This is a genomic window from Vibrio jasicida 090810c (assembly GCF_002887615.1).
GTDB lineage: Bacteria > Pseudomonadota > Gammaproteobacteria > Enterobacterales > Vibrionaceae > Vibrio > Vibrio jasicida.
In genome coordinates, this window is record NZ_CP025792.1 from 2763916 (window position 1) to 2785419 (window position 21504).

At 45.0% G+C, this 21504-nt stretch carries 20 protein-coding genes and 1 pseudogene; 9 read left to right on the forward strand and 12 right to left on the reverse strand.

What is annotated here, in order from left to right; translation table 11 throughout:
• Positions 1-8: 8 nt before the first annotated feature.
• Together C1S73_RS13250 and C1S73_RS13255 are read left to right on the forward strand one after the other, a co-directional pair.
• A complete protein-coding gene (locus tag C1S73_RS13250) occupies positions 9-1049 on the forward strand; it encodes a type IV pilus twitching motility protein PilT (protein ID WP_038873181.1) in 1041 nt (346 codons plus the stop codon).
• A gap of 30 nt (positions 1050-1079) precedes the next feature.
• On the forward strand, positions 1080-2186 hold the full coding sequence (locus C1S73_RS13255) for a PilT/PilU family type 4a pilus ATPase (RefSeq protein ID WP_038873178.1): 1107 nt from the start codon (positions 1080-1082) through the stop codon (positions 2184-2186).
• Between the two features lie 223 nt (positions 2187-2409).
• Here C1S73_RS13255 and ruvX read toward each other — a convergent pair whose 3' ends face one another.
• The 8 genes and pseudogenes from ruvX to metK all read right to left on the reverse strand — a co-directional run bounded on the left by ruvX (position 2410) and on the right by metK (position 9051).
• Positions 2410-2835, reverse strand: a complete 426-nt coding sequence (gene ruvX, locus C1S73_RS13260; RefSeq protein WP_038868128.1) for a Holliday junction resolvase RuvX — start codon at positions 2833-2835, stop codon at positions 2410-2412.
• A gap of 53 nt (positions 2836-2888) precedes the next feature.
• A complete protein-coding gene (locus tag C1S73_RS13265; RefSeq protein ID WP_038868129.1) occupies positions 2889-3452 on the reverse strand; it encodes a YqgE/AlgH family protein in 564 nt (187 codons plus the stop codon).
• Between the two features lie 111 nt (positions 3453-3563).
• On the reverse strand, positions 3564-4514 hold the full coding sequence (gshB, locus tag C1S73_RS13270) for a glutathione synthase (protein ID WP_038868132.1): 951 nt from the start codon (positions 4512-4514) through the stop codon (positions 3564-3566).
• A 14-nt stretch (positions 4515-4528) separates the two neighbouring features.
• Positions 4529-5260, reverse strand: a complete 732-nt coding sequence (gene rsmE / locus C1S73_RS13275) for a 16S rRNA (uracil(1498)-N(3))-methyltransferase (protein WP_038868134.1) — start codon at positions 5258-5260, stop codon at positions 4529-4531.
• Positions 5261-5407: 147 nt separating this feature from the next.
• Positions 5408-6104: pseudogene (gene endA, locus C1S73_RS13280) on the reverse strand (deoxyribonuclease I).
• 150 nt (positions 6105-6254) lie between these two features.
• Complete coding sequence (locus C1S73_RS13285; protein ID WP_038868139.1) at positions 6255-6752, reverse strand: SprT family zinc-dependent metalloprotease; 498 nt, start codon at positions 6750-6752, stop codon at positions 6255-6257.
• 66 nt (positions 6753-6818) lie between these two features.
• Positions 6819-7616, reverse strand: coding sequence for a DUF2189 domain-containing protein (locus C1S73_RS13290; protein WP_038868141.1), 798 nt, complete (start codon positions 7614-7616; stop codon positions 6819-6821).
• A gap of 280 nt (positions 7617-7896) precedes the next feature.
• Positions 7897-9051 carry a methionine adenosyltransferase gene (metK, locus tag C1S73_RS13295; RefSeq protein WP_038868143.1) on the reverse strand — a complete coding sequence of 385 codons (1155 nt, stop codon included), beginning with the start codon at positions 9049-9051 and terminating at the stop codon, positions 7897-7899.
• A 367-nt stretch (positions 9052-9418) separates the two neighbouring features.
• Here metK and tkt point away from each other — a divergent pair, with 367 nt between their 5' ends.
• A complete protein-coding gene (gene tkt / locus C1S73_RS13300; protein ID WP_038881148.1) occupies positions 9419-11413 on the forward strand; it encodes a transketolase in 1995 nt (664 codons plus the stop codon).
• A gap of 50 nt (positions 11414-11463) precedes the next feature.
• Here tkt and C1S73_RS13305 read toward each other — a convergent pair whose 3' ends face one another.
• Positions 11464-11700, reverse strand: coding sequence for a hypothetical protein (locus C1S73_RS13305; RefSeq protein WP_038870340.1), 237 nt, complete (start codon positions 11698-11700; stop codon positions 11464-11466).
• Positions 11701-11899: 199 nt separating this feature from the next.
• Here C1S73_RS13305 and epd point away from each other — a divergent pair, with 199 nt between their 5' ends.
• The 4 genes from epd to mscS all read left to right on the forward strand — a co-directional run bounded on the left by epd (position 11900) and on the right by mscS (position 16806).
• The gene (gene epd / locus C1S73_RS13310; protein WP_038870338.1) at positions 11900-12937 is read left to right on the forward strand and encodes an erythrose-4-phosphate dehydrogenase; all 1038 of its coding nucleotides are present in this window, start codon (positions 11900-11902) and stop codon (positions 12935-12937) included.
• A gap of 153 nt (positions 12938-13090) precedes the next feature.
• A complete protein-coding gene (locus C1S73_RS13315) occupies positions 13091-14251 on the forward strand; it encodes a phosphoglycerate kinase (RefSeq protein ID WP_038870336.1) in 1161 nt (386 codons plus the stop codon).
• Positions 14252-14404: 153 nt separating this feature from the next.
• Complete coding sequence (fbaA, locus tag C1S73_RS13320) at positions 14405-15481, forward strand: class II fructose-bisphosphate aldolase (protein ID WP_038870335.1); 1077 nt, start codon at positions 14405-14407, stop codon at positions 15479-15481.
• 458 nt (positions 15482-15939) lie between these two features.
• Complete coding sequence (gene mscS / locus C1S73_RS13325) at positions 15940-16806, forward strand: small-conductance mechanosensitive channel MscS (protein WP_038870334.1); 867 nt, start codon at positions 15940-15942, stop codon at positions 16804-16806.
• 63 nt (positions 16807-16869) lie between these two features.
• Here mscS and C1S73_RS13330 read toward each other — a convergent pair whose 3' ends face one another.
• The gene (locus C1S73_RS13330) at positions 16870-17352 is read right to left on the reverse strand and encodes a YbaK/EbsC family protein (protein ID WP_038870332.1); all 483 of its coding nucleotides are present in this window, start codon (positions 17350-17352) and stop codon (positions 16870-16872) included.
• A 24-nt stretch (positions 17353-17376) separates the two neighbouring features.
• Positions 17377-18006: a LysE/ArgO family amino acid transporter gene (locus tag C1S73_RS13335; RefSeq protein ID WP_038870330.1), complete on the reverse strand. Its 630-nt coding sequence runs from the start codon at positions 18004-18006 to the stop codon at positions 17377-17379.
• 140 nt (positions 18007-18146) lie between these two features.
• Between C1S73_RS13335 and C1S73_RS13340 the strand changes: the two genes are divergently transcribed.
• On the forward strand, positions 18147-19043 hold the full coding sequence (locus C1S73_RS13340; protein WP_038870328.1) for a LysR family transcriptional regulator ArgP: 897 nt from the start codon (positions 18147-18149) through the stop codon (positions 19041-19043).
• 257 nt (positions 19044-19300) lie between these two features.
• Positions 19301-19996 carry an oxidative stress defense protein gene (locus tag C1S73_RS13345; RefSeq protein WP_038870326.1) on the forward strand — a complete coding sequence of 232 codons (696 nt, stop codon included), beginning with the start codon at positions 19301-19303 and terminating at the stop codon, positions 19994-19996.
• A gap of 76 nt (positions 19997-20072) precedes the next feature.
• Here the strand turns inward: C1S73_RS13345 and serA are convergent, their stop codons facing one another.
• Entirely contained in the window at positions 20073-21302 is a 1230-nt protein-coding gene (gene serA, locus C1S73_RS13350; protein WP_038870325.1) for a phosphoglycerate dehydrogenase, read from the reverse strand.
• Positions 21303-21504: the final 202 nt, after the last annotated feature.

Genomic DNA, 21504 nt, shown 5'->3' on the forward strand with positions numbered 1-21504 from the left:
GATTTTAAATGGATATCACTGAGTTACTGGATTTTAGTGTAAAACATAATGCTTCGGATCTACATCTTTCTGCAGGTGTACCACCAATGGTTCGTATTGATGGTGATGTGAGAAAACTGGGCATTCCAGCGTTTACACACCAAGAAGTGCACCGTTTGGTTTTTGAAATCATGAACGATGCGCAGCGCAGTGAATTCGAAGAAAAACTCGAAGTCGATTTCTCATTTGAATTGCACAATGTTGGCCGTTTTCGTGTCAACGCCTTCAACCAATCTCGTGGCTGTGCGGCGGTGTTCCGTACCATCCCAAGTAGCATTCCAACACTGGAAGAGCTAGAAGCGCCAGAGATCTTCAAAAAGATTGCTAACGCAGAAAAAGGTTTAGTACTGGTTACCGGTCCAACAGGTTCGGGTAAATCGACAACCTTGGCTGCCATTGTTGACTACATTAACCGTAATCACAACAAGCATATTCTTACAATTGAAGATCCTATTGAATTTGTTCACAACAACAATAAGTGTTTGATCAACCAGCGTGAAGTACACCGTGATACGCATAGCTTCCAAAATGCGCTTCGCAGCGCGCTACGTGAAGACCCGGATGTCATTCTAGTTGGTGAGATGCGTGACAAAGAAACTATCAGTTTGGCGCTGACGGCTGCTGAAACGGGTCACCTTGTTTTCGGTACGCTGCATACTAGCTCAGCAGCGAAAACCATCGACCGTATTATCGACGTATTCCCAGGTAGTGACAAAGACATGGTGCGTTCGATGCTGTCGGAGTCGTTGCGTTCGGTTATTGCGCAAAAGCTGCTTAAGCGAAATGGTGGAGGCCGTATTGCTTGTCATGAGATCATGATGGCAACGCCAGCAATCCGTAACTTGATCCGCGAAGATAAAGTGGCGCAGATGTACTCGATCATTCAAACCGGAGCGGCACATGGCATGCAAACCATGGAACAAAATGCCCGTCAGTTGATGGCTCAAGGTATGGTATCGCGTGAAGAAGTCGACAAGAAAGTCGAAATCGAAGCGCAGCAATTCTCGTAACGATCACATAGGTAATAGCGAACCCGGAAGATGGATCTGAATAAATTTCTCGAAGGCATGCTGGCGTTAAAAGCGTCGGATCTTTATATCACGGTTGGTGCGCCGATCTTATTTCGTGTGGATGGCGAACTGCGTCCGCAAGGGGATAAGTTGAGTGAAAATGACGTAGCCATGCTGCTCGATAGTGCAATGGATCCAGAGCGACGTCAGGAGTTTCGTAAAAGTCGAGAATCAAACTTTGCGATTGTCCGAGATTGTGGCCGCTTCCGTGTTAGTGCTTTCTTTCAGCGAGAATTACCTGGTGCGGTGATTCGTCGTATCGAAACCAACATTCCTACGTTTGAACAGCTTAAGCTGCCTTTAGTGTTGCAAGATCTTGCGATAGCGAAACGTGGCTTAGTGCTGGTGGTTGGTGCTACAGGTTCCGGTAAGTCGACCACTATGGCGGCGATGACGGGTTACCGTAACAGCAATAAAACAGGTCACATTCTGACAGTTGAAGACCCAATCGAATTTGTGCACGAGCACAAGCGTTGTATCGTGACTCAGCGTGAAGTGGGATTGGATACCGATAGCTATGAAGTAGCGTTAAAGAACTCATTACGCCAAGCGCCTGACATGATTTTGATTGGTGAGATCCGTAGCCGCGAAACGATGGAATACGCGATGACCTTTGCCGAGACTGGTCACTTGTGTATGGCTACATTGCACGCGAATAACGCAAACCAAGCACTTGAGCGTATTTTGCACCTAGTGCCAAAAGATCAGAAAGATCAGTTCCTGTTTGATCTGTCGATGAACTTAAAAGGCGTAGTAGGTCAACAGCTGATCCGTGATAAAAACGGTCAAGGACGTCATGGCGTGTTTGAGATTCTGCTAAATAGTCCACGAGTTTCTGATCTGATCCGTCGCGGTGATCTGCATGAGTTAAAAACCACCATGGCACGCTCTAATGAATTCGGGATGCTGACGTTTGATCAGTCGCTCTATAAATTGGTGATGCAAGGCAAGATCAGTGAAGAAGATGCATTGCACAGTGCGGATTCAGCTAACGATCTGCGTTTGATGTTGAAGACGCAACGCGGTGAAGCCTTTTCTACAGGCACGCTGGCGAACGTTAAGATCGATATGGATTAATACCAATCGTAGTAAATAACTGGTCATTCTAGCTTGTTAAAATACTCGATAACTGCGTTGCAATTTTTGATTGTAGAATAACTACTTATCGAAAAATTGCGCCTTGTTCTCAAGCATTTTCCCTATGCTATTTCTGATCACTTATTTACTGTGATTGGTATAATCTACTCCAGAAATGAAAAAGGTTGGCAGAAGCCAACCTTTTTTCTTTGTGCTTGAATGCCTACTCACCCCAAAGGTTTTCAAACCAACTTTCAAGAATCACCACCGCTGACTGACAGTCGATGTTGCCCTTCGATAACGCTTTGTAGCCACCCATACTGAATAAATCAGCACGAGCCTCTGCTGTCGACAGACGTTCGTCATGCAACTCAACAGGTAAGCCATATCGGCCTTGAAGGCGGTTGGCGAACTTTTTTGCTCGTGGCGTAATGGTTTCTAGATCTTTCCCGTGCAGGTCAGTCGGTAAGCCAACAACCAATAAGTCTGGTTGCCATTCTTTGATTTGTTTTTCGATATCATCCCAGTTTGGAATGCCATCATTGGCTTTAAACGCTTTTAATGGTGAAGCGGTGCCAGTAATTTCTTGGCCAATCGCGCTACCAATACTCTTGGTGCCAAAATCAAAGGCCATAACAGTGCGTGACATAATGTGTCTCGAATCTCAATTGGGTGGAAAACTTAACGTATTACGCAAGTGGGTTATGCATGTCCGGCGTCAGAAGATAACTGGCTCGGATCGATACCTAGCTTTTCGACGGCTTTTTTCCAACGATCGATAATAGGAGTATCGAAGATGATCTCTGGTGTGGCTTCAATCGTCAGCCATGAGTTTTCAGCCAGTTCGGTTTCTAACTGACCAGCACTCCAACCTGAATAACCTAACGCAACAAGATAGTCACTTGGTTCTGCCTCTGTGCCGAGTACCGACAGGATGTCTTTGGAAGTGGTGACAGCCAACTCGTCAGTCATTTGAATGCTCGATTCGTAATAATCTTTTGGCTTATGCAAAATAAAACCACGATCTTCAGAAACAGGGCCGCCATTATAAACAGGCCTGTCCAAACTCGCTTCAAACAGGCGCGGGTGAACAGGTTGTACTTCGACCTGCTTGAGCATGCTACCTACTGTAATATCAACCGGAGCATTGATCATTAGCCCCATCGCACCTTCTTCATTGTGCTCACAGACATAGATAACACTATTCTGAAAGTAGGGGTCTTTCATTCCCGGCATAGCAACTAAGAAATAGTTTGTGAGGTTCATTCTCATTTCGACCTTTCAGTAGGTACTTAAGCAAACGTCACGCACTGATATGTGCATGAGTTTGCTTAAGTTAATGTTCAACGCTCTCTATTAACTGTACTACAGTTTGAGTTATTCGCCTTTGATACGACGCTCGATCGCATCCATGAGCTTACCAGTGATAGAAATATCAAATGCTGCTTCAATTTCACGAATACACGTTGGGCTGGTGACGTTGATTTCCGTTAGCTTGTCGCCAATCACGTCAAGGCCAACAAAGATAAGACCTTTTTCTTTCAATGTTGGTGCGACGGCTTGTGCGATTTTCATGTCAGTTTCACTCAGTGGACGAGCTTCACCGGTACCACCAGCAGCCAAGTTGCCGCGCGTTTCGCCTTTTGCAGGGATACGAGCTAGGCAGTAAGGCATTGGTTCACCATCAACCACAAGAATACGCTTGTCACCATTGCTGATGTCAGGTACGAAGGTTTGCGCCATTGCGTAGTTTTGGCCGTGGTTAGTCAGCGTTTCGATGATCACAGATACGTTTGGATCGTTCTCTTTTACGCGGAAGATAGATGCACCACCCATGCCATCAAGTGGTTTTAGGATCACATCACCATGCTCTTCACGAAAAGCTTTAATCTTCTCTGCTTTTCGCGTCACGATAGTAGTTGGTGTGAGTTCAGGGAACCAAGCCGTGAACAGTTTCTCGTTACAGTCGCGTAGGCTTTGTGGTTTGTTAACGATTAGTGCACCTTGTTCTTCAGCACGTTCAAGGATGTAAGTCGCGTAGATGTACTCAGTGTCGAATGGAGGATCTTTACGCATCAGAACCGCATCTAACTCAGAAAGCTCGATAGTTTGCTCTGATTTGAATTCGTACCAGCCACTTGGATCTTCTTTTAATTCAACTACTTTGGTATCCGCAATTGCTTTACCTTGGTCTAGGTGAAGATCATTCATTTCCATGTAGTGGATTTCGTAACCGCGGCGCTGCGCTTCAAGCATCATGGCAAAGCTAGAGTCTTTCTTGATGTTAATGGACGAGATTGGGTCCATAACAATACCGAGTTTGATCATTGTTTTTCTCCGTTTTAACCAAGATCGCCGAAACGAACTTGTAAGGCTGTAATTGCGGTAAGAGCCGCAGTCTCGGTGCGCAATACGCGAGGACCGAGTAGCGTTTCTTCAAATTGATGTTCGCGTGTCATGCCGATTTCTTCTGAAGATAGACCGCCTTCAGGGCCAATCAATAGCCGTACTTTTTCGACAGGCGTTGGCAGGGTATTGATTGAGTACTTCGCTCGTGGGTGAAGGTTCAGTTTTAAACCGTCGTACGCTTCTTGACACCATTCTTCCAAACTCATGATTGGACGGATCTCAGGCACGACATTGCGACCACATTGTTCACAAGCGCTCACTGCGATTTTTTGCCATTGAGCGAGTTTCTTCTCGAAGCGTTTTTGATCTAGCTTTACGCCACAACGTTCAGAGATAAGAGGTGTGATTGTATTAACACCAAGCTCAACAGACTTTTGGATCGTGAATTCCATCTTATCGCCGCGAGAAATAACCTGACCAAGATGCAGATCTAAAGGTGACTCAATGTTGCTTTCTACACGCTCGGTTAATTCAACCATCACATTCTTTTTCGTGACTTCACTAATCACGGCTGGAAATTCTGCGCCACTGCCATCGAAAAGGAGGACTTCTTGTCCCTCTTTCATGCGAAGGACTCGGCCAATGTGGCCTGCTGCATCTTCACTTAAAGCGAGTGCGCCAAGTTGTTGAATGGTTTCTGGATGATAAATTCGAGGGATACGCATCGTGTTTCGATTTCCTGCATACGCGAGTGTTTAGACACTAACATGGATGCTTTCCACCGAAAAAACAAGGGGCAAGAGGCGTTTCCATTTGCAGTAAATAGTTACGCCTCAATTAGCACAAGTTTGCCGCTGTATTTTTGAGGGGAATTACAGTGCTCGACAAGCCTCTTGTACAAATGGGTTATGGTTGCCTTGAACCTTTGAAATGCGCTCGTCACGCTCACATTCCCACTTGTCGACAGGGTAGGTTTTGTTCCACGCACTCATTAACTGAGTTTGTTGCTTAGACAGTTTGAAGCCGTACTCTTTGCTCATGTATAGGTAGGTGCGAGCAATCGAGCCACGAGCGCGGTCTGGTGGCATGACTTTACGTTGCTTGAAGTTAACCTGCATTTCACAGCGGCCATAGCTGACACCGTCCATACCATTCCACTGACTGAAATTGTAATTAGAACGATCGCCGTTCACTTCCCCAATAGCTGGTGTCAGGTTATGAAGGTCGGCTTCCATTGATTTGAAAACTTTGTCGTTTCTTGTGCAGTTTTTGCGTCCGCCATCTTGCCAGCACTGACGCTGGTGGCCGAATTGCCAAGCTGGGACCACGTGTTCCCACTCGATGCGAGAAGCACGTTTTTTCTTGTTTACGCACTTGGTAGCCACAAGAAGCAAGGTCCGGTACACCTTTCTTACCTTGCCAGTTGATATCACAGCCACAGTAGAAACTGGTTGGATGATCTTTGTATATTTTAACCGCTTCACGTTTTGCCGCAGAGAAAGAGGTCGGTGGCGCAGCAATTACGGCATTAGAAAGCGCAAACAGGAATAAAGAGAACAGGTATTTCATGATTAAAGTCTTTATAAAGTATGACTTTATTCATTCTAACACGCAGAAATTAGCTTTAGTGATGAGTGTGTTAACAATAATGGGCAAAAAGAGGCCGTTTGAGAACGACAATCTCTGTTTTAGGAATCTGAATATTTCTATTGAGGAGAGTTAAGAGAGCTGAGTGCCAGTGAAGCTTAATGGTTTTCGACACTTTTGGCAGGAATAGACGGCCTCTTTACGCATGACTTTATTGTGGCGTCGAATTGAGAGCGGATAGGCGGTGCAAGCGCAGCGGTACTCAAAGGTCTTACCTTGCACAGAGGCGATATCAAAGCTGTGAGTTGTTTTAGCTGGCACGTTAAAAATGGCTTCCATCACACCTTGCCATTCTTTACCGTGAGGGCGAACACGACCGTATACTTGGTACGTAATGAGATGCGCTACTTCATGTGGTATCACTTCTTTTAGAAAAGCTTGCGGGTTTTCTTTAAAAAGCTTTGGATTTAGACGAACTTCATTCAATTGCAGATAAGCTTTGCCTGCCGCTTTACCACGAACATTAAATGTGACTGCGGGCATCGGAAAAGAACGTTTGAATGCTTGCTCCGCCTTCGTGATGCAAACTGCCATCACTTGTTTGGCTTTGTAGCTCAGCTCTATATCCACACTTACCTCATTATATTTAATAAAAAGCCCCCGCGTTTGCGAGGGCAGGATCATAACATCAGTTTTCTAAGGCGTGTGTTTTTTCTTGATCGTTGCATGGTAAGCATGCCAAGTACCATAACCGAGGATTGGCATGGTGAAGAGCATACCTATGCCGTACGTTGCAAAGCCAATTAAGATACCGCCACAAATGATGGCTGCCCATACGATCATCGCAGGAATGTTCGACTTCACAGCGTTAAAGCTGGTAAAGACGGCGGTCATCATGTCTACACGCCTTTCCATCATTAAAGGAATAGAAAAAGCAGAAATACTGAACACGATGCACGCTAATACCAAGCCAACTAGAGAGCCAATCACTAAGAAAGGCAAGAAGTCAGTCAGTGGCGCGCCTTGAACGGACGGATAAAGTGCATGAAGCAGAGCGGCAATTCGCATCCAGAAAATCATACATACCGCGAGCATTACAGCGAATGCCCATTGAGAAGTCGAATTTCGTCCAATGGCTTTCATTGAATGGAACAAGCTTGGTTTGTGTCCACGCTCTCTCTCCCAACTGGCGTCATATAAGCCTAGTGCTAGGAATGGGCCGATTAGCATGTAGACAATTAGACTCGGCATCACCACTAAGTGTGTGCCTTGCCATTGAACCAGAAGCACGATACCAATAGCGGCGGCCATAAAGCAGATGCCGTAAAAGGCACTAATGACTGGCATGCGAACGAAGTCGTGCAGACCCAGTGAGAGCCAATGGAATGGGGCCGAAAGATTCACGGTATTGCACGGAATGGTTCTGGCATATTCGTTATCTGGGACTTCCTTTCGTTTATTTTGGAAGTCAGACGGATTCACGGTACGAGGCATAACTCCTCCTTGATTTATTCCCACGGTGGCACCTAGGCCATAAAGGATGCCTGACTGACGTTTTCATTACTTTTTTCATCACGTGAGTCCGCACCTTATCTCTATACGTTATATGCATCGGAAAGTGCATTTAACATTATGTTAACTATTGGCGGAGTTAGGGCAATTTACAAATAAATGCTGAATTTTTGTTCAAGAAAGAGATAGGAAAGAAAAAGGGAGGAGGGAACAAAAAGCCCCCGCCAAAGGCGAGGGCTTTATCGATTCTTGTGTGGCTCGATTATTTGATGCCAGCGAAATCGCGTAGGATAGCTGCTTTATCCGTTGCTTCCCATGGGAACTCTTCGCGACCGAAGTGACCGTATGCTGCTGTCTGCTTGTAGATAGGTTGAAGCAGGTTAAGCATTTCTTGTAGGCCATATGGACGTAGGTCGAAGTTTTGACGAACCGCTTCAATGATGATGTCGTGTGATACTTTCTCAGTACCGAACGTTTCAACCATGATAGACGTTGGATCAGCAACACCGATAGCGTATGAAAGTTGGATTTCACAACGGTCAGCCATGCCAGCTGCTACGATGTTTTTCGCTACGTAACGTGCCGCGTAAGCTGCTGAGCGGTCTACTTTCGATGGATCTTTACCTGAGAATGCACCACCACCGTGACGAGCTGCACCGCCGTAAGTATCTACGATGATTTTACGACCAGTTAGACCACAGTCACCCATTGGACCACCGATAACGAAGCGACCGGTTGGGTTGATGAAGAAGTTAGTGTCTTTAGTGATCCACTCTGAAGGCAATACTGGCTTGATGATCTCTTCCATTACTGCTTCACGTAGGTCTGGTGTTGTTACTGAATCACAGTGCTGAGTCGAAAGAACAACCGCATCAATACCAACAATCTTACCTTGGTCGTATTGGAACGTTACTTGAGATTTCGCATCTGGACGAAGGAAGTCTAGTTTACCGCTCTTACGAACTTCAGCTTGCTTCTTAACAAGTAGGTGAGAGTAAGTAATTGGAGCTGGCATTAGGATTTCAGTTTCGTTTGTTGCGTAACCGAACATGATGCCTTGGTCGCCGGCGCCTTGCTCTTTAGGGTCTGCTTTATCAACACCTTGGTTGATGTCTGGAGACTGCTTACCGATGGTGTTTAGAACCGCACACGAGTTCGCGTCGAAGCCCATATCAGAGTGAACGTAACCAATTTCACGAACAGTTTCACGAGTGATTTCTTCAATATCAACCCATGCTGACGTTGTTACTTCACCGCCAACCATAACCATGCCGGTTTTAACGTAAGTCTCACAAGCAACACGTGCTTTTGGGTCTTGCTCAAGAATTGCATCAAGAACTGCGTCAGAGATTTGGTCTGCGATTTTATCTGGATGACCTTCTGATACCGACTCAGAAGTGAACAGGTGCTTAGCCATGATAGCTCCAATCTTAAGGTTTACTCATGGCCAACTAACGCAAGCTTGCCACGAAAAATACAATACAGTTTGTAGGTGTTTCTACATCTAGACGTCTATTTTAAATTGCCGTGTTCGAATTACAAGTTCTTTTTCCAATCCAATTCATCTGACTTATTACCCAATCGTTTGCTTGAAGGGTGATGAATTTATAGAAAAATGCAGACAATCAGCGAAAAGATTGAGTTAAAACCTCAAAAATGGTGAGTAAAACGTTTGCAGTCAGAATTTGGCTCTGAGAGAATATTGCGGCGCTTTTATCCCTTCTTAGTAAGATAAAAGCGCCCACATTCCTTTATCAATTCGCTTAATGCACTCAGGAGCAGACATGTCTTCTCGTAAACATCTGGCAAATGCAATCCGCGCTCTTAGCATGGATGGTGTTCAACAAGCTAACTCTGGCCACCCAGGCGCACCTATGGGTATGGCTGATATCGCTGAAGTTCTTTGGCGTTCTCACCTAAACCACAACCCAGCTAACCCAGAGTGGGCAGACCGCGACCGTTTCGTACTGTCTAACGGCCACGGCTCTATGCTTATTTACTCTCTACTGCACCTGAGCGGTTACGAGCTGTCTATCGACGATCTTAAAAACTTCCGTCAGCTTCACTCTAAGACTCCTGGTCACCCTGAGTACGGCTACGCACCAGGTATCGAAACAACGACTGGTCCTCTAGGTCAAGGCATCACCAACGCGGTTGGTATGGCAATGGCTGAGAAAGCGCTAGCGGCACAGTTCAATAAAGAAGGTCACGACATCGTTGACCACTTTACTTACGTGTTCATGGGCGATGGCTGTCTAATGGAAGGTATCTCGCACGAGGCTTGTTCTCTTGCTGGTACACTAGGCCTTGGCAAACTGATCGCATTCTGGGATGACAATGGCATTTCTATCGACGGTCACGTAGAAGGTTGGTTCTCTGATGACACTCCTAAGCGTTTTGAATCTTACGGTTGGCACGTTATCCCTGCTGTAGATGGTCACGATTCTGAAGCGATCAATGCTGCTATTGAAGCGGCAAAAGCAGACCCTCGTCCTACGCTGATCTGTACTAAAACCATCATCGGTTTTGGTTCTCCAAACAAATCAGGTTCACACGACTGTCACGGTGCGCCACTAGGTGCAGACGAAATCGCAGCAGCACGTGAGTTCCTAGGTTGGGAACACCCAGCATTTGAAATTCCAGCAGACGTATACGCTGAGTGGGATGCAAAACCAGCAGGTTCTGAGAAAGAAGCAGCTTGGAATGCGAAGTTTGAAGCATACGCAGCGGCTTACCCAGCAGAAGCGGCAGAGCTTAAACGTCGTTTAAACGGCGAACTTCCTGCAGAGTGGGAAGAAAAAGCGAGCCAAATTATTGCGGATCTTCAATCTAATCCAGCGAACATTGCATCACGTAAAGCATCTCAAAATGCTCTAGAAGCGTTTGGTCAAATGCTTCCAGAATTCATGGGCGGCTCTGCTGACCTAGCGCCTTCTAACCTAACCATGTGGTCAGGTTCTAAGTCTCTAGAAGCGAACGACTTCTCTGGTAACTACATCCACTACGGTGTACGTGAATTCGGTATGACTGCGATCATGAACGGTATCGCGCTACACGGTGGTTTCGTTCCTTACGGCGCAACATTCCTAATGTTTATGGAATACGCTCGTAACGCTATGCGTATGGCTGCTCTGATGAAAGTTCAGAACATCCAAGTTTACACGCACGACTCTATCGGCCTTGGCGAAGATGGCCCAACTCACCAACCGGTTGAGCAAATGGCTTCACTACGTCTGACTCCAAACATGAGTACATGGCGTCCATGTGACCAAGTTGAATCTGCAGTAGCATGGAAACTGGCGATTGAGCGTAAAGATGCGCCAACTGCACTTATCTTCTCTCGTCAAAACCTAGCGCAACAAGATCGTGATGCTGCGCAAGTTGCGAACATCGCAAAAGGTGCTTACATCCTGAAAGACAGCGATGGTAAGCCTGAGCTAATCCTAATCGCGACAGGTTCTGAAGTTGAGCTAGTAGTGAAAGCTGCTGAGCAACTAACGGCTGAAGGTAAGAAAGTACGCGTTGTTTCAATGCCATCAACAGATGCATTCGACAAGCAAGACGCTGCTTACCGTGAATCTGTACTACCATCAGACGTAACGGCACGTATCGCGGTAGAAGCGGGCATTGCTGACTTCTGGTACAAGTACGTTGGTTTCGACGGCCGCATCATCGGTATGACGACCTTCGGTGAGTCTGCGCCGGCTGACCAGCTGTTTGAGATGTTTGGTTTCACTGTAGAAAACGTAGTGAACACAGCACAAGAATTGCTAGCGTAATTTCGCGTTATAAATGAAAAACCGAGCGTTAATGCTCGGTTTTTTTATGCCTATTCAAATTCTTTTCCCCAGTTGTCTCTCTCCTTGTGCCCACATTCCTTACAAGTGACATAGCGATCCATATCGTAATAGTGGCCGCCATTCAGCAAGGTATGAGCCCAGAGTTTTAACGTTCCAAGAATCGATTTATCCGTATCATAACGACTTGGCTTACGGACCAGCACTTCAGAGTGTGGTGTTTCTCTATTGCATCGCTGACAAAAGTGAGCAGCGGGAAAACCTGACATACGCATTTCCTTTTGGTGGTCAAACAAGGAGTTAAAGTGCCAAGTGAAATACGCGAGGTCAGAAATGAATATATTGGCAATGTGAATGTATCGTGAAGTGAAAAGATAGTTTACCGCGAGTGAGATCACTTACTTAATGCGTTCTGCCTTTGTATCAGGTACTATCTGTGACACGAATTTTTGGTGAGGCGAGGGAGAAATGCTAAAGGTTGCGATCAATGGATTTGGACGTATCGGTCGTAATGTACTGCGAGCAGTATATGAGAGCGGTAAACACCAACAAATTAAGGTTGTCGCTGTCAATGAGCTTGCACAACCAGAAGCAATGGCCCATCTTCTGCAATATGACACCAGTCATGGCCGCTTCGGAAAGAAAATCTCTCACGATCAAGAGCATCTTTATGTTCATCATGATAGTGGTGAATATGACCCCATTCGAATCCTTCACCTCGCTGAAATCGACCTGTTGCCATGGCGCGATCTAGAGGTCGATATTGTCTTAGACTGCACTGGCGTATTTGGCTCACAAGCGGATGGCTTAGCTCATATTGAAGCAGGTGCAGAGAAAGTCCTGTTTTCTCACCCTGGTGCAAATGACCTCGACAACACCATTATTTATGGCGTGAACCATGAAACGCTAAAAGGCGAGCATCGCATTGTTTCTAATGGCTCGTGTACGACGAATTGTATCGTTCCTATCATTAAAGTCTTAGATGAAGCCTTTGGCATTGAGTCGGGCACCATTACTACTATCCATTCATCAATGAACGATCAGCAGGTGATTGACGCTTATCATAATGATTTACGTCGTACTCGTGCTGCCAGTCAATCCATCATTCCTGTCGATACTAAGTTGCATAAGGGAATTGAAAGAATCTTCCCGAAATTTTCCAACAAATTCGAAGCCATTTCGGTTCGAGTTCCGACAGTTAACGTCACCGCGATGGATTTAAGTGTCACAATTAGTACAAATGTGAAAGTTAATGACGTAAATCAAACCATTGTTAACGCATCTCAGTGTACATTACGTAACATTGTTGACTATACTGAATCGCCGCTCGTTTCCATCGACTTTAACCATGATCCCCACAGTGCCATTGTGGATGGAACTCAGACTCGAGTGAGCAACGGGCAACTCGTAAAAATGCTTGTTTGGTGCGATAACGAATGGGGCTTTGCTAACCGGATGCTGGATACCGCTTTAGCAATGCAAGCTTCTTCACAAGTGGAGCCTTAATGGTGAGGAAGCGATGGAGAAATTTTTTATTTTAAGCCTTGAAATAAATCTGACGTATCTCCATATCAATAACCAGTTTGAAGAATTAACGGGCTTGGCAGGATTGCCGAGTTTTTAAAAACTTTAATTATTTAATATTTGAGAGGACACATCATGTCTGTAATCAAGATGACTGACCTGGATCTTGCAGGTAAACGTGTATTTATCCGTGCTGACCTAAACGTGCCAGTAAAAGACGGTAAAGTAACTTCTGATGCACGTATCATCGCATCTCTTCCAACTATCAAGCACTGTCTAGAAGCAGGCGCTAAAGTAATGGTTACTTCTCACCTAGGTCGCCCAACTGAAGGTGAATACGCTGAAGAGTTCTCTCTACAACCAGTAGTTAACTACCTAAACGACGCACTAGATTGCGAAGTTAAACTAGCGAAAGATTACCTAAACGGTCTAGAACTAAACGCTGGTGAGCTAGTTGTTCTTGAAAACGTTCGCTTTAACAAAGGCGAGAAGAAAAACGAAGAAGAACTGTCTAAGCAATACGCTGCTCTATGTGACATCTTCGTAATGGACGCATTCGGTACCGCTCACCGTGCACAAGCATCTACTCACGGTGTTGGTATGCACGCAGACGTGGCATGTGCTGGTCCTCTACTAGCGAACGAACTAGAAGCACTAGGTAAAGCAATGGACAAGCCTGCTCGTCCAATGGTTGCTATCGTAGGTGGTTCAAAAGTTTCTACTAAGCTAACGGTTCTTGAGTCTCTATCTAAAATCGCTGACCAACTTGTTGTTGGTGGTGGTATTGCTAACACATTCATCGCAGCTGCTGGCCACAACGTTGGTAAGTCTCTATACGAAGCAGACCTAGTTGAAACAGCTAAGAAGCTAATGGACGAGTGTGCAATTCCAGTAGCAACTGACGTTGCATGTGCGAAAGCATTCGACGAGAACGCAGAAGCTGAAATCAAGCACGTTTCTGAAGTACAAGACGACGACATGATCTTCGACCTTGGTCCAGATTCAACTGCTGAACTAGCAGAAATTTTGAAGAACGCTAAGACTATCCTATGGAACGGTCCAGTAGGCGTATTCGAATTCAAGAACTTTGAAGCAGGTACTAAAGGTATCTCTGACGCTATCGCATCTTCTGAAGGCTTCTCTGTTGCAGGTGGTGGTGACACGCTAGCGGCTATCGACAAGTTCGGTATCAAAGCTGACGTATCTTACATCTCTACTGGCGGCGGCGCTTTCCTTGAGTTCGTAGAAGGTAAAGTTCTTCCAGCAGTTGAAATGCTAGAAGCACGCGCTAAGTAATATTCAGTAAAGCGGGAGTCCTCTCCCGCTTTCTTGTTTGCTGCAACGCGAGAGGAACTCTGCTAAAATAGCCTCAGTTGTGAGCAAACGTTTGCAAGATTTTCAATTTAACAAGTTTTGTTTATAAAACGACAGATAAATAGGATTACATCCATGTCTAAGATCTTCGACTTCGTAAAACCAGGTGTTATCTCTGGCGATGACGTTCAGAAAGTATTTGAAGTAGCAAAAGAGAACAAATTTGCTCTTCCAGCAGTTAACGTTGTTAACACTGACTCAATCAACGGTGTTCTAGAAGCTGCAGCGAAAGTTAAAGCTCCTGTTGTTGTTCAGTTCTCAAACGGCGGTGCTGGTTTCTTCGCTGGTAAAGGCGTGAAACTTGAAGGTCAAGGTGCACAAATCCTTGGCGCTGTAGCAGGTGCAAAATACGTACACGCAGTTGCTGAATCTTACGGCGTTCCAGTAATCCTTCACACTGACCATGCTGCTAAGAAATTGCTTCCATGGATCGACGGTCTGCTAGACGCTGGTGAAGAGTTCTTCGCTCAAACTGGTAAACCACTATTCTCTTCTCACATGATCGACCTTTCTGAAGAGTCTCTAGAAGAGAACATCGAAATCTCTGGCAAATACCTAGCTCGCATGGCGAAAATGGGTATGACTCTAGAGATCGAACTAGGTTGTACTGGTGGTGAAGAAGACGGCGTTGATAACTCTCACATGGACGCATCAGAGCTTTACACTTCTCCAGAAGACGTTGCTTACGCATACGAGAAACTAAACGCTATTAGCCCACGTTTCACTATTGCAGCATCTTTCGGTAACGTACACGGTGTTTACCAAGCAGGTAACGTTGTACTAACTCCAACTATCCTACGTGACTCTCAAGCATACTGTGCAGAGAAGTTCGGTATTGCACCAAACGCTCTAAACTTCGTGTTCCACGGTGGTTCAGGTTCATCTGAAGCTGAAATCCAAGAGTCTATCGGCTACGGTGTTATCAAAATGAACATCGATACTGATACACAGTGGGCAACTTGGGATGGTATCCGTACTTACTCTGCAGAAAACTTTGATTACCTGCAAGGTCAAATCGGTAACCCAACTGGCGAATCTGCGCCAAACAAGAAGTACTACGATCCACGCGTATGGCTGCGTGCTGGTCAAGCTTCAATGGTAGCTCGTCTAGAGAAAGCATTCTCTGACCTAAACGCAATCGACGTACTATAATTCGTCTTATTTGAGTTTCTAAAAACCCGCTCTTCGAGCGGGTTTTTTTATGTCTAATCAATGAGACAGCGACCATTCTCTTTCTTTTAGCAATTGATAACTCAATCAACTGCTATATGATCACCGCACTTCATATCCCTTCAGTTTTGGCGCAAATTTCGAAACTCAGCGCATTTCCGCACCAAGTGGCATAAAAGCAATTAAAAAGTGTGGCGAAATGTAAATCCATTGCGTACTCTGTAACATGCCAATATCGGAAAATTCTGATAAAGCTTTGTTTTGTAGGTCTTTGCGAAACTCTGACTTTGCAAAATTTCAGTTTTGAGATATTGTGCCAAAAATCTGACACTGTTCAGGAAAACAATAGGGATGTTGTTGTGAATAAGAACCTATAAAAAACAAGGTTCATAAGTTAACGGCAATTAGATTTTTATATCTTTATTTTGAGGATACGAATTATGGCAGGTGAATCGATGGGTATCGATACCTCTTTAACGGATGGTTTGAGCAAAGCGGAAACGTGGCTAAATAACAACTCAGATCTTCTTATTCAGTACGGTGTAAACATCATTTCTGCACTGCTGATCCTATTTATCGGTAACATTATCGTTAAAGCGGTAGCAAACAGCGTTTCAAAAGTGCTTGAAAAGAAACAAATGGACAAAGCGGTTGTTGAGTTTGTCAACGGTCTAGTTCGTTACCTTCTATTTGTTATTGTATTGATTGCGGCACTAGGTCGTGTAGGTGTTCAAACTGCATCTGTAGTTGCGGTAATTGGTGCGGCTGGTCTTGCTGTTGGTCTTGCTCTACAAGGCTCACTATCTAACTTTGCTGCTGGCGTGCTAATCGTTGCATTCCGTCCATTTAAGTCTGGTGACTATGTGGAAATCGGTGGTGTAGCTGGTAGTGTTGAAGCAATTCAAATCTTCCAAACTGTACTAAAGACACCTGATAACAAAATGGTTGTTGTGCCGAACTCATCAGTTATCGGCGGCGCAATCACTAACTACTCTCGCCACGCTACGCGTCGTGTAGACCTAGTTATCGGTGTTTCTTACAGCGCTGATCTTAAGCAAACTAAGCAAGTTATCCGTGACGTGCTAGAAAAAGATGAGCGTATCCTGAAAGATCCTGCAATCCAAATCGGTGTCCTAGCACTAGCAGACTCTTCAGTGAATTTCGTGGTTCGTCCATGGTGTAAAACGTCTGATTACTGGGATGTTTACTTCGATTCAACTCAAGCAATCAAAGAAGCGTTGGACGAAGCAGGCATCGAAATTCCATTCCCACAAATGGATGTTCATTTGAACAAAGTAGAAGCTTAATCCCTTCGATTGAGAACATGAAAAAGCGAGGCAATGGCCTCGCTTTTTTTATATCCGGATTTTCTAAAGTTCTAACAGAGTGTTACTGCCAGCGAGGAGCAGACGTTTAAGTTCGCTACCCGCAAAGCCAAAGGTTAATTCGGGTAAACCTGGCGTATAAAGCAACTCATCATGCTGGTAGAGTGCCGTGTCGACGATAATGGTGACATGCTCAGGTAAGCCAATAGGACAAACTGCGCCTGGTACACAACCTAGCTGCTCAATCATTTCATCGTCGCTGCAAATAGAAGGTCTTTTACCAGTCATAATTTTGATTTGTTTGGAGTCTAAACGAGAGTCTTTGTCAGTCAGGTATACTGCGTAACCTTGTCCTTTTAGCTTGAGAAAAAGGCTCTTAGTATGAGTGCCAGTCCAGCCGAGTTGTGCGGCAACTTTGACATCGGTTTCGAAGTCGAGAATGGCTTCATGTTGCCACTCTCGAAAGGGGATGGAGAGCGCGTTGAATCGCTCTCGATTGATTTGATGGATTTTTTCCAGTGACTCCATGTCGTGTTTCTTTCCTATTTATCTTTACCAGTATTTGGTGACTAACTCATTCGCAAGTACAAAAGCGATAGTAAACATCATAGTAGCAACCGCAATATCGATGCCTTTTTTCACTTTTGGTTTTGAGAGTGTTGGACCTAGTTTCGCTGCACCTAATGATAAGGTGTAGAACCATACAAACGATGCCATAATAGTGCCTATTGCAAAGGCGATGCGATCGTTGCCTTCGAACTGACCACCAATTGAACCTAAGATCACTACGGTATCTAAGTACAGGTGCGGGTTCAACACTGTGACGGCAAGTGCGCCAAGAATTACGGTACGACGGCCTCGTGCGACGACTTCACCATTCGATTCAGAGGCGTTTGCTGCTTTGAATGCACTTTTTAGTGACAGTAAACCGTAAACACTTAAGAAGGCAATACCACCTAAAGTGACTGAGGTAAGTAGGATTTCATTTTGCGAGAGAATCGCGCCGCCACCAAAAATACCGAGCGAGATAAAAATCATATCTAGGATGCTACAGATGGTCGCAGTCGTTAGATGATGTTGACGCTTAATGCCTTGGTTAAGTACATACGCATTTTGCGCACCGATTGGAATGATCATGGTCGCACCTAAACCGAATCCTTGTAATAACACCCAAAAGCTCACAACACACCTCAACATTAGTAATAGAACAACAGAGGAGGGGAAGATAAAGCTTTTCATTAAATAAGTATAATTAATGATTTTAATATATTATTAGCGTTACTTATTTAGTGCTGTTGGCGTTTATTAGGGAGGAAAAACACGTGCGAGGATTGGATTATAAATGGATAGAAGCGTTAGATGCGGTAGTTCATCAGGGCAGTTTTGACCGAGCTGCTGAGCACCTTTTTGTTTCGCAATCAGCCATTTCCCAACGTATCAAACAGCTTGAGAAGTACCTTGCCCAACCGGTACTTATACGTGAGCAACCGCCAAAGCCAACCCCAATTGGTAAGAAGCTACTCGGGCTTTATCGTCGCGTCAGGTTGCTTGAGCATGAAATCCTTCCTGAGCTAAAAAACGACACCACAACTCGCCCCGTTCAGCTCTCACTCGCGACTAATGCCGACAGCTTAGCAACGTGGTTACTACCGGCTTTACAAGATGTGATGAAGCATCGCCAAGTTGAACTTAAGTTGACGATCTACGGAGAATCACGATCGATTGAAAAGCTCAGAAGTGGTGAGGTAGCAGGGGCTATAAGTTTAGAATCACAAGCCATACCGAGTTGTCGAGCGGATTACCTAGGGCGCATCGATTATGTTTGTGTCGCTAACCCTGAGTTCTATCAGCGCTATTTTACCGAAGGCGTGAACAATCAAACGTTAGCTAAAGCACCAGCGGTTTCCTACGATCAGTACGATGATCTGCATAAGAAGTTTTTAACGGAGCACTTCAACGTCAGACCGGATAGTGTCATCCATCACAACATTAGTAGTTCTGAAGCTTTCCTCAAAATGGCGTTAGCTGGAGTCGCTTATTGCTTGATTCCTCGACTACAGATCACCGATGAACTGGAGAAAGGGGAGCTTATCGATATTACACCTGGCTTTTTGATGTCTTATCGCATTTATTGGCATCACTGGCAGTTGGAAACTGGAGTGCTGCAAGAGATATCGCAAGCAATTGTGAGTTACGCTCAAAAACACTTACCGCAATAAGTTCCCACTTCGCTCGCGTTTTGAGTCGAAATTACCATGAAGTTACACAGTCAAAGTTGTGTTAGAAGTCGCTTAAGGTGCTTGGATAATTGCCAGAAGTTTCTATGATGAGTCTATATACACTCCTGTTCATTGCTGTTTTATCTATTTGCGAATTCAAGACAGCAACTTATCTGCCATGGCTTTCATCGAGTTTCTCGCCTTGAACTCAGGCAACTGGAGTGATCTTAGTCTTTCAATACGGATGGATTTGTCGAATGAAACTGTCTTCATGTTTACTTGCTTCAGCCCTAAGCCTTACCAGTATTTCTGTGTTTGCGAATGATGTGCCGAATTTTGCCCATTTATCAACCACTGGCTACGGTGAAGTTGTCGCGACGCCAGATATGGCGGCTTTTTCTGTAAAGGTTGTTGATACGACCATGACGGCAGAACAGGCGAAGCAATCTGTCGATAATACGGTTGATGAGTTTCTTAAGAGCTTAGCTGATGCCGGTTTGTCGAAAGACAATATTACTAGCTCAAATCTGTACCTTGCTCCTCAGTACCACTATCCTAAATCGGGTAAAGCGGAACTTGTGGGTTATCGAGCTTCACGCAGTATTGATGTGACTGTGAGTGATTTGGCAAACTTGAATGAGTACTTGGATATGGCGCTAAAGGCGGGCATCAACCAAGTTGACAACATTCAGCTTAAAGTAAGCAACCAATCTGAGTACCAACAAAAAGCACGCATGGCAGCGATTAAAGATGCACAAAGCAAAGCGGCTTCTTTAGCGACAGGTTTTGATAAGAAGTTAGGTGATGTGTGGCAGATTAACTACAACCAAATGCACGCACGCCCAGTATTGATGCGCTCTGTGGCGATGGATGCAAGAGAGAGTTCAAATAGCTATCAAGATTCAACGTTGGTGATTCGTGACCAAGTGGACGTCGTATACAGGCTTAAATAGTACAGATAACATTACGATTCATAGAATGAGAAAAGGCAGGGAAGTCCCTGCCTTTTTTGTATTTGCAAGTCAGTGATCAGTGAAGGATTCGGGCACGAATGGTGCCTTCGATGCCTTTTAATTTAACTAATGCTTCTGCTGCGCGAGAGGTTTCTACGTCAATCACTACGTAGCCGATCTCAGCTGCGGTTTGTAGGTACTGGCCGGCGATGTTGATGCCGTCTTCTGCGAAAATGGTGTTGATTTGCGTCAGGATACCAGGACGGTTTTTGTGGATGTGGAGTAGACGTGAACATTCACGATGCTCTGGCAGTGATACTTCTGGGAAGTTCACGCTCGACAGTGTTGAACCATTGTCTGAGTACTTCGCCAACTTACCCGCAACTTCTACACCAATGTTTTCTTGTGCTTCTTGTGTTGAGCCACCGACGTGTGGCGTTAGGATAACGTTGTCGAACTTCTGTAGTGGAGACTCAAACGCATCGGCGTTGGTTTTTGGCTCTACAGGGAATACGTCGATAGCTGCTCCAGAAATATGGCCTGATTCTAGGCTGTGGCATAGAGCCGGAATATCAACAACAGTACCGCGCGCCGCATTGATAAAGATAGCGCCCGGCTTCATGCGCGCGAACTCTTCCTCACCCATCATGTTCTTGGTTTCTGGCGTCTCTGGTACGTGCAAAGAAACGACGTCACATTTATTTAGTAACTCACTCATGGTGAGCACTTGTGTCGCATTACCTAGAGACAGTTTGTTTTCAATGTCGTAGTAGTAAACACGCATGCCTAGGTTTTCGGCAATGATACCTAATTGCGTACCAATGTGACCGTAACCAATGATGCCCAGACGTTTCCCGCGAGCTTCGTAAGAACTGTCTGCACTCTTTTTCCAAATGCCACGGTGCGCGAGTGCGTTCTTTTCTGGAATGCCACGAAGAAGCAACAGGATTTGACCTAGAACCAACTCTGCGACGCTGCGCGTGTTTGAGAAAGGTGCGTTGAATACAGGGATACCACGCACCGAAGCAGCGTTGAGGTCTACTTGGTTGGTACCAATACAAAAACAGCCAATCGCAACTAGCTTGTTCGCCGCATTGATCACGTCTTTCGATAGGTTTGTTCGGGAGCGGATACCGATGAAGTGTACGTCTTTTACTGCTTCAATCAGTTCTTCCTCAGAAAGGGAACCTTTGTGATATTCAATGTTGCTGTAGCCAGCTGCTTGAAGAACTTCAACTGAAGAAGGGTGGAGTCCCTCTAGCAAGAGGATCTTAATCTTTTCTTTTTCCAGTGAAACTTTGGCCATTTTTCTCGTCCTTAAAATGGAAAGGTGGGCTAATGTGGCGCACATAAAGCAAAACCATTAAAAAGGGGATAATTAACAGTTTTGTTGGAAGACAAACGTTTCCCTGTGCGTCTTCTGTTCAATAAAGTAACAAAAAATTTTTGCTTTGGGTAAGAAAATTACGGAATAAGGCATGCTTTTCTTAGAAAAAGAAAGAAAAAAC